The sequence below is a fragment of the Gemmatimonas sp. genome, assembly GCF_027531815.1.
GTDB lineage: Bacteria > Gemmatimonadota > Gemmatimonadetes > Gemmatimonadales > Gemmatimonadaceae > Gemmatimonas.
Map to the genome: position 1 here is coordinate 93,935 of NZ_JAPZSK010000017.1, position 12,303 is coordinate 106,237.

The window sequence follows — 12,303 nt, forward strand, 5'->3', positions numbered from 1 at the left end:
CTGGTACACGCCCGAATATTGACCCATGCACATCCCCGTCGAGAGCTACCACCTCCCGAATGGCCTGCACGTGGTGCTCTCCGAGGACCATACGGCCCCCATCGTGGCGGTGAATCTGTGGTACCATGTCGGCTCCGCGAACGAACGACTCGATCGCACCGGCTTCGCGCACCTGTTCGAGCACATGCTCTTTCAGGGGTCGGCGAACGTCGAGGCCAATGAACACTTCGAGTTGGTGCAGCGTGCCGGCGGGACCCTGAACGGTTCCACGTGGCTCGACCGCACCAACTATTACGAAACGTTGCCGTCGCACCAGCTGGCGCTGGCGCTGTGGCTGGAAGCCGATCGCATGGGGCGCATGCTCCCCGCGATGACGCAGCACAAGCTGGACACGCAACGGGACGTGGTGAAGAACGAACGGCGCTGGTCGGTGGACAACCAGCCGTACGGAACCTGGTGGGAGCGGCTGCCGGCGTTGGCGTTCCCGGAGGAGCATCCGTTCAACCACTCCCTGATCGGCTCGATGGAACATCTCAGCGACGCCTCACTCGACGACGTCGCCGATTTCTTCCGCACGTATTACACCCCCGACAACGCGGTTCTCACCGTGGCCGGCGACTTCGACCGCACTGAAACGGTGCGTCTGATCACGTCGTACTTCGGGGAAATCCCGCGCGGGGCCCCACGGCCGCCGTTGCGGGACATGACCGTGCCACCCACCATGGGGAACACGCGGCGGGAGGTGATACCCGACGCCGTGGCGTTGCCGCGCCTCTTTGTGGCGTGCCGCACACCGGTGTTCGGTACCGATGGCTACTATGCGGCCAGTCTGGCCAGCGCCGTGCTGGGGATGCGCACCGGCTGCCGCCTCGAGCAGTCCCTCGTACGGCGCCAGCGCATCGCCTCCCAGGCAAGTGCCTTCACCTACGATCTGGCCAAGGGCAGTGACCTGCTGGTGATCGACGCCACCGCGCACGCCGGTGTGAGCGCGGAGCAGCTGGAGGTGGCCGTGCTGGCGGAACTCGATGCCATGGTCGCGCAGGGGGTCACGGAGGATGAGGTGACGCGGGCGCGGGCGCTCATCGAGACGAGTTTTGTCATGAGCATGCAGTCGGCGGCCGAGCGCGCAGACCAGCTGTCACGCTTCACGACGTACTTCGGTGATCCCACGCTGATCAACACGCAGGTGGCTCGGTACGCGGCCACGACGGCGGCCGATGTGTCACGTCTGGCCCGCGAGCGACTGGGCGCCGACAACCGGGTGCTCCTGGTGTACGTGCCCGCCGAGGAGCCGCCGGCCGAAGCGGCGGCGGTATTGGCCGAGGCGATGGCATGAGCACGACCGAGTTGGTCTCCATGCCGGCGGCGCCGCCGCGCCCCAGCGCCGGGGCGCCGCGCCCGTACCGCTTTCCGCACTTCGTGACGCGCATCCTCTCCAACGGTTTGCGGGTCATGGTGGCGTCGGTGCCGGCGTATCCGGTGGTGACGACCCTGGCGGTCGTGGAGGCCGGTGCCACGCGTGACCCGCGCGACCACGAGGGGCTGGCGCAGCTGGTCACGCGCGGGTTGAGCGAGGGGACGCGCAACATGAACGCCCTCGAGCTCACGACGCGCCTCGAGATGCTGGGGACAACCCTCGACACCGGGGCCGACTGGGACTCGGCCATCGTGCAGCTGACCGCGCTCTCCTCACGCGTGGAGGATGCGCTGGCGGTGCTGTCGGAAGTGCTGCGCTACCCGGCGTTTCCCGAACACGAGCTGGAACGGTTGCGGGCCGAACGCCGCGCGGATCTGGCGCAACTGCGCACGGAGCCGCGTGGGCTGAGTGATGTGTTCTTCTCGCGATTGCTGTATGAGCGGGCGTCACGCTTTGCCCGGCTGGCCGGTGGCGACGAACGCAGCATCGAGCGACTCACGCGCGACGCGGTCGTGTCGTACCACGAGACGTACTATCGTCCCGATGCCACGGCGCTCATGCTGGTGGGGGACATCGATGTGGAGACGGCGGTGCGCATCGCCAGTACGCACTTCGGCGACTGGGCGGGTACGGCGCCCCCGGTCACCGAACCGCCCGCGGCCCAGCGGCACCTCGACGCCCGCGTGCATCTCGTGCACAAGGCGGATGCCCCCCAGAGCGAGGTGCGGGTAGGCCATGTGGCGATTCCGCGCTTCCATCCGGATTACTTCCCGGTGGTGGTGATGAACGCCATTCTGGGCGGGCTCTTCTCCTCGCGGCTCAACCTGAACCTGCGCGAGCAGCACGCCTACACGTATGGCGCGCACAGCGCGTTCGACTGGCGCCGCGCCGCGAGCCCCTTCGAGATCAGCACGGCAGTGGAGACGGCGGTGACCGCCGACGCGCTGCGCGAGATCATGGCCGAGTTCACACGCATCCGGGAAACACCGGTGAGTGAAGCGGAGCTGTCGCTAGCCGTGTCGTATCTCGTGGGGGTGTTTCCCATTCGCTTCGAAACCACGGCCGAGGTGGCCGGGGGGATGGCGAACGTGGAGATCTTCCGCCTGCCCAGCAATTACTTCGATACCTATCGCGAGCGCGTGGCGGCGGTGACGGCCGATGACGTGCTGCGCGTGGCCCGCACGCATCTGGACCCCTCGCGGCTGCAGGTGGTGGTGGTGGGCGATGCCAACGCCATCCGCGAGCCGGTTGCTGCACTGGGGTTGGGTCCCATCACGGTGTATGATCCGCTCGACGACGATCGCGTGGACGCGGTCTGACCGATCGTGCGTCGTTCACCGGTTGCTTGCTCGTTCCTTCGCCCCCACGTTCCCCTCTCGTGACGCCAGCTCGGAAGTCTCCGCCCGCTTCGCCCAGCACGGTCACCCGGAAGGTGGCCACGACACCGACAGCGCCGCCGGCCAAGAAGGTGGCCAAGAAGGTGGCCAGGAAGGTGGCCAGGAAGGCGGCCAGGAAGGCGGTCAGGAAGGCCACGCCGGCGAAGCCACCCAAGTCGGAGCTGTACGAAGTGCGGCGCTCGCGCATTCAGGGACGCGGCGCGTTCGCGATCAAGCCCATTCGCAAGGGACAGATCGTGGACGAGTACTGGGGACAGCGCATCACCCACGAGGAAGCCGACCGTCGCTACGACGACAACGAGGGGCGGCATCACACGTTCCTCTTCGTGCTGGACGAGAACACGGTGCTCGACGCCCGCTTTGGCGGGAACGACGCGCGGTTCATCAATCACTCCTGTGATCCGAACTGCGAGACGGAGATCGAGCGGGGGCACATTTACATCAAGGCCATCAAGGCCATCGCCCCCGAAACCGAGCTCACGTACGACTACCGCTTCGACTGGCAGGACGAATACGAGCCGGAGGACATCCGGTATTACGCCTGCCGCTGCGGTTCGAAGAAGTGTCGCGGCACGATTCTGCGGGTGCCGGTTTATCTCAGGAAGACGGCGCGCGAGTGGTTGGCGGGGAACGACGTGAAGAAGCCCAGGAAGCCGGTGCGCAAGCGGACGGCCACGCAGGCGGCCGATCATCATGTGCTGCACCCGCACGTCGCCGAACGGCACGCCACGAGAAAGCGCCGGTGAGCGAACCCGGCAAGGTAGGCGGGACGCGCGTCTATCATGGCCGCATCATCTCGGTCGATCTCGACGAGGTGCGCTTTCCCGATGGGTCGGTTGGCACACTGGAGATGATTCGCCACCCGGGCGCCAGCGCGGTGGTGCCGCTGCTCGGTGATTCCGGAGACGACCCGGAGGTGCTGCTCATTCGGCAGTACCGATATGCCGCCGAGCAGTTTCTGTACGAGATCCCGGCGGGACGGCTCGACCCCGGGGAAAGCCCAGCCGACTGCGCTCGGCGAGAGCTGCAGGAGGAAACCGGGTACACGGCAACGTGTGTCGAACAGCTGTTCACCATGTACACGACTCCCGGCTTCACGGATGAGAAGATCCATCTCTTCGTGGCGACGGGGCTCGTGCCCGGTGAGGCGCATCGCGAGGCCGACGAGTTCATGGAGCTGGTGCCGACCCGGTTGTCGCACGCCCTCTCCATGATCGAGCGGGGGGAGATCCAGGACGCCAAAACGGCACTGGCCCTACTGTATGCGGCAGGCTTTCGTCTCAGCTGAGCACAAATGTCGCGGGTGGCGTCCACTTTTCTGGACAGGAATCTCCGGAAAGGGACGCTCGAGCGGACAGGGGGTACAGCGGTGATGCGGGGAGCAGAACAGTAAATCGTTGTTATGCAACGGTTTGCGGGAGAATGTTCCAGAAGGTTCCCCGCGGCATGCCCCGTGCGATATCCCCTGGTGTGCGCCAACATGATCTGCCGGGTCGTCCGGCGGTCTGGTTACCGCACCGCGCGTTGTCTCTCGCGCGTCACCGCTGGCGCTCTGCCCAATGGCAGGAGGGCTCGACCCATGGCCGATCTGGCTCGTACGAAACTGACATCGCACTCCACCCCCGCCGTGCCGGTGCGGGAGCACCTGCGCACGCTCGAGGACGGGGACGTGGTGTCGGCGTTCCTCGGCGGAGAGGAGCGGGCGTTCGAGGAGCTTGTCGACCGCTATCAGGGCCGTCTGCTGAACTTCGTGTATCGCACCATCGGCGACCGCGATCGCGCCGAGGACCTGGTGCAGGAAGTGTTCATCCGGGTGTATCGCCATATCGGTCGTTTCGACCGATCGAAGAAGTTCAGCACCTGGATCTACACCATTGCGTCCAACCTGGCGAAGAACGAGCTGCGCAACCGGTCGCGCAATCCGTTGGTTCTGTTCCAAACCATCAAGGCGAAGTTCGAGGACGAGGAGCGGCCGTTGCAGTTCGAGGACGTGACCTCGCGTCCCGACGACCTGTTCCGGAAGCGTCACCTGCGCGACATGGTGGAGCAGACGGTGGGGCAGCTTCCGGCTCACCACCGTGAGGTGTTCGTGCTGCGCGAGCTCGAGGGGAAGAGCTATGAGGAGATCGCCGACATCACTGGCGTGAATCTGGGTACGGTGAAGTCGCGGCTGAACCGCGCGCGAACGGCCTTTGCGGATATCATCGCGCCGTTGGTGAGGTAGGTAGGGGCGCTATGCGCCCCTCTCGTGACAAGGGAGGGGGCAGGGAGAAGGGAGCAGGGATAGAGGTGGGGGCCGGCGCGTTGCGCCGGCCCCTTTTCCGCATTCCCCCTGCCTCCTGCCTCCTGCCTCCTGCCCTGCAACCACCCGCGAGGCCAATTGCGCTGTCCGCTCCGCGGTCGTATTTCCTGCGTGACCGTGGCCGAGACCGGCGCGGGGTCGGGGATCCCCCCGGAACCGCTCCGGTCCCGCTGGGTACCTTCGCCTGCACGCACTCTCCGCAGGTTTCCGCCTCATTCCGATGGACTGCAAGCTTTTCCGCACACACCACCTCGCGTATCTCGACGATACGCTGCCGGGTGACCTGATGGCGCAGGCGCAGGGCCATGTTCTGGCCTGCGACCGCTGCGCGGCACACGACACCCTGGTTCGACGCTCCCTCATGGTGGCGCGCAGCATGCCCATGCTCGAGCCCAGCGCCCAGTTCCAGTCGCGGCTGCAGGCGCGACTGGCCGAGTGTCGGGCTGAGCGGGAGGCCAACGCGAGCTCGGTACGCGAACAGCGCGCGGTGGCGCTCCCCAATGGCCGACTGGTTTCCCCATCACGCACCGCCCTGGCCATGGCTGCCAGTGTCGTGATTGGCGCCCTGGCGCTGCAGGCGCTGCGCGAGAATCGCGCGCCCACGCTGGCCATGCAACCGGTCCTGGCCATGCCACCGGTTCCTGTGGCGTCGGCTCCGTACCTCACGCCCGCGCTGCTCCAGGCGATGTCCACCGGCAACCCGGTGTGGCCGGCGGCGATGATCGTGGAAGATGCGCCGGTTGGTTTCATCAACGCCGAATACCGCTTCGCCGAACTGCGCTGAGACACAGGGACCACAGGGTCCCTGTTATTTTTTGCGGATGCCCCCGAAGTCATCCGCGACGCCCCCGAAGGAAAGCTCTCCGCTGCGTGTGGTGCAGGCGGCGGTGCAGTCGCGGCAGTTCGCGCCCGTGTACTATCTGCATGGCGACGATGACTACCTGAAAGACGGCGCCCTGCACGATCTGCTGCAGGCGGCCATCGACCCGTCGACGCGCGACTTCAACCTGGAGCAGCGACGCGGCAGCGACCTCGACGCGGAGAGCGTGGCCAGCCTGCTCACCACGCCACCCATGCTGGCGGAACGGCGTGCCGTGGTGCTGCGCGACGTCACCGGACTCAAGAAAGCGGCGCGGGCCCAGCTCGACCGATATCTCGAACGCCCCGCCGGCGACACGCTACTGCTGCTCGTCTCCCCCGCCGGCACCAAGGCCGATGGCGCGCTGCTGCACGCCAGCGTCCCGCTCGAATTCGCGCCGCTCACGCCGGAACGGGTGCGCCGCTGGATCACGCATCACGCCACGACGGTGCTGCAGGTCGACATCGCCGATGATGCGGCGCAGCTGCTGCAGCAGGCGGTGGGCAACGACCTGCATCTGCTGGCGGCGGAGCTCGACAAGTGCGCGAGCTACGAGCTGGGTCTTCACGAGGCGGGGGTGCCCAGTGGCAGCGCGACCCGCGCGATGATCGGGGTGGAGGCCGTGGCGGCGGTGGTGGGCGTGCGTCGGGGGGAGACGGTCACCGACCTGCTGGATGCCGTGGCGCGCCACGACGCCCAGGCGGCGGTGGCCTTGGTCCCGCACGTGCTCAGTCAGCCCAAGATGTCCGCCGTACAAGTGGTGATGATGCTGGGCACCCAGGCTTTTGCGTTGAGCTTCGGTCGCGCGCGCCGCGATGCGGGCGTGCCCACGCCGCGGCTGCCGCAGGAATACTTCGCCTTTCTCAAGGATACGGGCGGCTACCCCGGACGTCCGTGGGGAGAAGCCGCGTCGGCATGGACCAAGGCCACCGATGGCTGGAGCGCCGAGGCCTGCGCCCGCGCGCTGGCCCTGTTGCTGGAGGCGGATACGGCACTCAAGGACACGCGGGTGTCGAACGAAGAGCAGCTGCTTACGTCGCTCGTGTTGGCGCTCTGCGCCACACGGTCGCGACGGGCCGCGTAACGAGGAATGATGAGGACATCCATGACGCAGCGGTTCACGCTGACGGCGATCTTGCTGGCCGTCTTCGCCCCCGGCATGCTGCCGGCCCAGTCACCGGCGCCGTTGCCGGCGTCGGCGATCTCGCCCGCCATGGACCGGGCGGTGGCGCGGGCCCGCGCCGCCGTGGACAACGGCGACGGGGCGGATGCGCGCGCGCTGCTCGACTCGCTGGTGACCGCGGCGCCCAGTGGCAGCAACGATCTGGCGGAGGCGCTCTTCTGGCGCGCTACGCTCGCCGAACGGGTGAGCGACGCCGAGCGCGATTGGAAGCGCCTCGTCATTGACGCCCCGCTCGCGCCGCGCGCGACCGACGCCCTGTTGCGCCTGGGCGAACTGGAGATGCTGCGCGGGCACCCGGCGGACGCGCGCACGTATTTCGCGCGCGTGGTGCGCGAGTACCCGGCGGGTCCGGCCAAGGCGCGCAGTCAGCTGTGGATTGCCAAGAGCTGGGTGGCGCAGCGCGACCTGCCACGTGCCTGTGTCGCGCTTGCCGAGGCGGCCGCCACCGGCGTGCCCGACGGTGAGCTGCGCCTGCAGGCCGAAGAGATGGGGCGGCCGTGCGCCACCGTCGACCGCAAGCTCATTGCGCGCGCGCAAGCCGAAACGGGCAACGCGGCGGCGTCCGCGGCTACCGCTACCGCTACCACCTCGTCCGCGCCCGCGCCGGTAGGGTCGGCCGCGGCAGTAGCACCGGCCGCAGCTCCGGCCGCGTCGTCGGTGCCCGCGAACGCCCGCTACAGTGTGCAGCTGGCGGCTTTCGATACGCGCCCGGAAGCCGAGGCGAGCGTGCGCCAGCTGGGGGCGCGGCAGATCGATGCCCGGGTGGACGGCGAACGCAAGCCGTTTCGCGTGCGGAGCGGCTATTTCGCCACGCGCGCCGAAGCGACCGCCGCACTGGCGCGCTTCAAGCGCGCGGGGTTCAACGGCTTCGTGGCGGAGCTCGTGAAGTGACCAGTGGTGGCAGCGGCAGTGCCACGCCGCTCATGCAGCAGTACCGGGAGATCAAGGCGCGGCATCAGGACGCGATCCTGTTTTTCCGCATGGGCGACTTCTACGAGATGTTCTACGACGACGCCGAGGTGGCGTCACGCGCCATCGGGCTGACGCTGACCTCGCGCAACAATGGCGGGGCCGCCGAGGTGCCGCTGGCGGGGATCCCGGTGAAGGCGGCGGCCGAGTACCTGCGGCGGCTGGTGCAGCAGGGGCATCGCGTGGCGATCTGCGAGCAGGTGGAGGACCCGAAGCTCGCCAAGGGCATCGTGAAGCGCGAAGTGATCGAAACGATCACGCCGGGCGCCGTCTTTGCTGACGACCTGCTGGATGGCGCCCGCGCCAACTACGTGTGTGCGGTGGCCATGGGGCGCGACACCGTGGGCAAGCAGGGTGGACGCGACGGCGAGCGGGCGCGCGAGCAGATTGGCGTGGCCGCGGCGGATCTCTCCACCGGCGAGCTGCGCCTGTTTCTGGTGACGGCGGCCGATGCCTCGGCCGTACTGGCGCGGCTGGCGCCGCGCGAACTGCTGCTGGTGCGCAACGTGGCCCACGCGGAGCTCGACGGCGCGCTGCGGGTCGTGGAGGGCGCCCTCGTCACGGAGCGCGAAGGGTGGGAGTTCGACGCCCAACTCGCCACCGACGAGCTCATGCGGCAGTACGCGATCGGCAGCCTCGAAGGGTTCGGACTTGGCGTCGAGGATGCGGCGGTCGTGGGAGCGGCCGGCGCGCTCCTGCGCTACCTGCGGGAGTTACAGCCCGGCGGATTACCGCATCTGGCGCGGCCGGTGGTGGAGCGTCCCGGCGGCGTGATGCCGCTTGACGAGATGACGCGGCGCAATCTCGAGCTGGTGGAATCGCTGCGCGGCGGTGAGGTGGCGGGCACGTTGCTGAGCGTGCTCGATCGCACGACCACCCCCATGGGGCAGCGTCAGCTGCGGCAGTGGCTGCTGGCCCCGCTGCTCGAACGGGATGCCATTGAAGCGCGCCTCGACGCCGTGATGGTGCTGGTCCGCGACCCGGTGGGGCGCGCCACCCTGCGCGATGCGCTCGACGGCGTGCGCGATGTGGAGCGATTGGCCAGCAAGGCCGCGGCGGGGCGCGCCACGCCGCGCGAACTGCGGGCGCTGGGTGACTCGCTGGCGCGGTTGCCGCAGGTGGCCGCCGCGGTGCACGCGGTGCTGGCGCACGCCAATCAGGGTGGCGCGAATGGCGGCGTGCTGGCCCGCATGCTGCACGACTGGGACGATGGCGCGGACTGTGCTGCGCAGCTTACGCGCATGCTGGTGGCCCGTCCGCCGCTCCTGATCGGCGATGAGGACACCATTGCGCCGGGGGTGGACGCGGCGCTCGACGAGCTGCGCGCGTTGCGTGATGGCGGCAAGGATGCCATTGCCACGATTCAGCAGCAGGAGCGCGCCCGCACCGGCATCAGCAGCCTCAAGGTGGGCTACAACAAGGTCTTCGGCTACTTCCTTGAGATCTCGAACGCCAACCGGCACCTGGTGCCCGACGACTACCAGCGGCGTCAGACGCTCACCGGTGCCGAGCGGTACGTCACGCCGGCGCTCAAGGAGTACGAGGAAAAGGTGTTGAGCGCCGCCGAACGGATCGAGGCGCGTGAGCGCGACCTGTTCGAGGCGCTGCGCCGCGACGCCGGGGCCGCGATCATGCGTTGGCAGGCGGTGGCGCGGCGGGTGGCGACGATCGATGTGCTGGCCAGCTTCGCCGACGTGGCGGAGCGCGAGCAGTACGTGCGCCCCGAGCTGCACGACGGCTTCGATCTCGAAATCACGGCCGGTCGGCATCCTGTGGTGGAGCGCATGATGGCGCGCGAGAAGTTCATCCCCAACGATCTCGCCCTCACGGAGGAGGCGCAGCTGATCGTGCTCACCGGCCCCAACATGGCCGGCAAGAGCACCATCCTGCGCCAGATCGGCCTCATCCAGCTGTTGGCGCAGGTGGGCGCCTACGTGCCCGCGCGCAAGGCGCGCCTGCCCATCGTGGACCGGCTGTTCACGCGCGTGGGGGCAAGCGACAATTTGGTGCGCGGGCAGTCCACCTTCATGGTGGAGATGAGCGAAACGAGCGCGATTCTGCACACGGCCACGAAGCACTCGCTGGTGCTGCTCGACGAGATCGGACGCGGCACAAGCACGTACGATGGCGTAAGCATCGCGTGGAGCGTGAGCGAACATCTGCACGACGCGATCGGCTGCAAGACGGTGTTCGCCACGCACTATCACGAGCTCACGCAGCTCGCGAACGAGCTGGGGGGGGTGCGCAACTTCACGGTGGCCGTGCGGGAGGTCGGCGATCAGGTGCTGTTCCTGCACCGCCTCATTCCGGGTGGCGCCGATCGCAGCTACGGCATCGAGGTAGGGAGGCTGGCCGGGCTCCCGGCCCCGGTGATCACACGCGCCAAGGAAGTCCTCGCGCTGTTGGAAGGTGAAGGAGAGCAGATGGCCGCGCGCCTGACGGCCGACGGCATGCAGGCGCCGGCGAGCACCCGGCGCCGCGGGCCTCGCCTCAAGCATCAGCTGCACGCCGACCAGCTGGGCTTCTTCGCCGAACCGGTGACGCCGGTGGATGCGGCCGCCACGCGCCTCAAGGCGGCGGTGACGGCGCTCGACACCGACAGCATGACCCCGCTCGAGGCGCTCACCACGCTGGCGGCGCTCAAGAAGGGCGCGGCGGCGCCATAATGAGCAGGGCGGTGACGGCGGCGGCGCCACCCAAGCCGTCCAAGGCCGAGCTGGCCGCGGCGGTGCACAAGGTCGTCCCCGACCTGGTGGCGCCCAACCTCACCGTGCTCTTCTGCGGTATCAATCCGGGGCTGTACACCGCCGCCATCGGGCACCACTTCGGTCGCCCCGGCAACCGGTTCTGGCCGGCGCTGCACGGCGCGGGTTTCACGCCGCGGCTGTTCAAGCCGTGGGAGGAGCACGAGCTGCTGCCGCTGGGGTATGGCATCACCAACATGGTCCCGCGCACCACGGCTGCAGCGTCGGAGCTTCGCCCCGAGGAGTACGTGGCCGGCGGCGCCCGTCTGGCGCACCTCGTCCGCCGCTGCACACCGCGTGTGGTGGCCTTCCTGGGGATCGGCGCGTACCGTACGGCATTCGGCCGCCCCAAGGCGCAGCTGGGTTTGCAGCCGGAGCCGCTCGAAGGCAGTCGGCTGTGGGCCCTTCCGAGCCCGAGCGGGCTCAACGCCAATCATCAGCTTTCGGATCTCATCGCGATGTTGCGTGCGCTGCGCCTCTGGGTGGAATCCCCTGCGGCGCGCGACCGCTGACCCGTTTCGGCCCCCCTCATGACTGCCACTTCCTCGTCCGCTCGCGGCCTTCGCCGTCGTTCCCGCGCGACCACTGCCATGATCGCGCTGTCCGCCTTCGGCTTCGTGGGCCTCACCGGCGCCTTTGCGGGGTGCAGCGAGGGGGAGCCGGCGCCGGCGGATACGGGGACCACGCTGGAGACGGGGCCGAGAACGCCGGGCTACGGCGTGGAGGTGGTAGCCGAGTTCCCGCACGACACTGGGGCCTTCACGCAGGGGTTGCTCTGGCACGAGGGCAAACTGTTCGAAAGCACGGGCACCGTGGGGAAGTCGGGCATTCGTGAGGTGGCCCTGGCCTCGGGTAGGGCGCTCCGCCAGCAGCCGCTGGAGGAGCCGCATTTCGGTGAAGGCATCGTGATTCTCGGTGGCACGCTGTACCAGATCACCTGGCAGAGCGGCAAGGCGTTCACCTACGACTGGAAGACCTTCACGCGCACCGGGGAACTGCGCTACGACGGTGAAGGGTGGGGACTCACCACCGACGGCACGTCGCTCATCATGAGCAACGGCAGCAACACGCTCATTTACCGTGATCCGAAGACCTTCGCCGCGCAGAAGGCCGTGACGGTGACCGATCGCGGCAACATGGTGTCGCAGCTCAACGAGCTGGAGTGGGTGAAGGGGGAAATCTGGGCCAACGTGTGGCAGAAGGATTCGATCGCGCGTATCGACCCTGCCACCGGGAACGTGACGGGGTGGATCGATCTCACCGGCCTCCTGCCACAGCTCGATCGCACCGGCAAGGAGGATGTGCTCAACGGCATCGCGTACGACGCGGCCACCGACCGCATTCATGTGACCGGCAAGCTGTGGCCCAAGCTGTACGAGATTCGGCTCAAGGCGAAGTAGCGAGGCACTGAGAACGTCAGCGACGAAACACC

At 68.2% G+C, this 12,303-nt stretch carries 11 protein-coding genes; all 11 read left to right on the forward strand.

The features are described from left to right. The first annotated feature begins 25 nt into the window (after positions 1-25). The 11 genes from O9271_RS17280 (at position 26) to O9271_RS17330 (ending at position 12,271) form a co-directional block, all read left to right on the forward strand. Positions 26-1,336, forward strand: a complete 1,311-nt coding sequence (locus O9271_RS17280) for a pitrilysin family protein (protein ID WP_298272486.1) — start codon at positions 26-28, stop codon at positions 1,334-1,336. Next, a complete protein-coding gene (locus tag O9271_RS17285) occupies positions 1,333-2,736 on the forward strand; it encodes a pitrilysin family protein (RefSeq protein ID WP_298272489.1) in 1,404 nt (467 codons plus the stop codon). Before O9271_RS17280 ends, O9271_RS17285 begins: the two co-directional genes overlap by 4 nt. A 59-nt stretch (positions 2,737-2,795) precedes the next feature. After that, the gene (locus O9271_RS17290; protein ID WP_298272491.1) at positions 2,796-3,560 is read left to right on the forward strand and encodes an SET domain-containing protein-lysine N-methyltransferase; all 765 of its coding nucleotides are present in this window, start codon (positions 2,796-2,798) and stop codon (positions 3,558-3,560) included. Further along, positions 3,557-4,102, forward strand: coding sequence for an NUDIX hydrolase (locus O9271_RS17295; protein ID WP_298272493.1), 546 nt, complete (start codon positions 3,557-3,559; stop codon positions 4,100-4,102). The genes O9271_RS17290 and O9271_RS17295 overlap by 4 nt, the downstream gene beginning before the upstream one ends. 291 nt (positions 4,103-4,393) lie before the next feature. Further along, positions 4,394-5,038 (forward strand): sigma-70 family RNA polymerase sigma factor, encoded by a 645-nt coding sequence (locus O9271_RS17300; RefSeq protein ID WP_298272495.1) that lies wholly within the window; start codon positions 4,394-4,396, stop codon positions 5,036-5,038. 298 nt (positions 5,039-5,336) lie between these two features. Further along, on the forward strand, positions 5,337-5,900 hold the full coding sequence (locus O9271_RS17305) for a hypothetical protein (protein WP_298272497.1): 564 nt from the start codon (positions 5,337-5,339) through the stop codon (positions 5,898-5,900). Between the two features lie 37 nt (positions 5,901-5,937). Continuing rightward, on the forward strand, positions 5,938-7,059 hold the full coding sequence (gene holA / locus O9271_RS17310) for a DNA polymerase III subunit delta (RefSeq protein WP_298272499.1): 1,122 nt from the start codon (positions 5,938-5,940) through the stop codon (positions 7,057-7,059). A 21-nt stretch (positions 7,060-7,080) separates the two neighbouring features. Further along, positions 7,081-8,049, forward strand: coding sequence for an SPOR domain-containing protein (locus O9271_RS17315; RefSeq protein WP_298272501.1), 969 nt, complete (start codon positions 7,081-7,083; stop codon positions 8,047-8,049). After that, complete coding sequence (mutS, locus tag O9271_RS17320; RefSeq protein ID WP_298272504.1) at positions 8,046-10,793, forward strand: DNA mismatch repair protein MutS; 2,748 nt, start codon at positions 8,046-8,048, stop codon at positions 10,791-10,793. Before O9271_RS17315 ends, mutS begins: the two co-directional genes overlap by 4 nt. Then, positions 10,793-11,383 carry a G/U mismatch-specific DNA glycosylase gene (gene mug / locus O9271_RS17325; RefSeq protein ID WP_298272506.1) on the forward strand — a complete coding sequence of 197 codons (591 nt, stop codon included), beginning with the start codon at positions 10,793-10,795 and terminating at the stop codon, positions 11,381-11,383. Before mutS ends, mug begins: the two co-directional genes overlap by 1 nt. Before the next feature lie 78 nt (positions 11,384-11,461). Then, positions 11,462-12,271 (forward strand): glutaminyl-peptide cyclotransferase, encoded by an 810-nt coding sequence (locus O9271_RS17330; RefSeq protein ID WP_298272508.1) that lies wholly within the window; start codon positions 11,462-11,464, stop codon positions 12,269-12,271. The last annotated feature ends 32 nt before the right edge of the window (positions 12,272-12,303 follow it).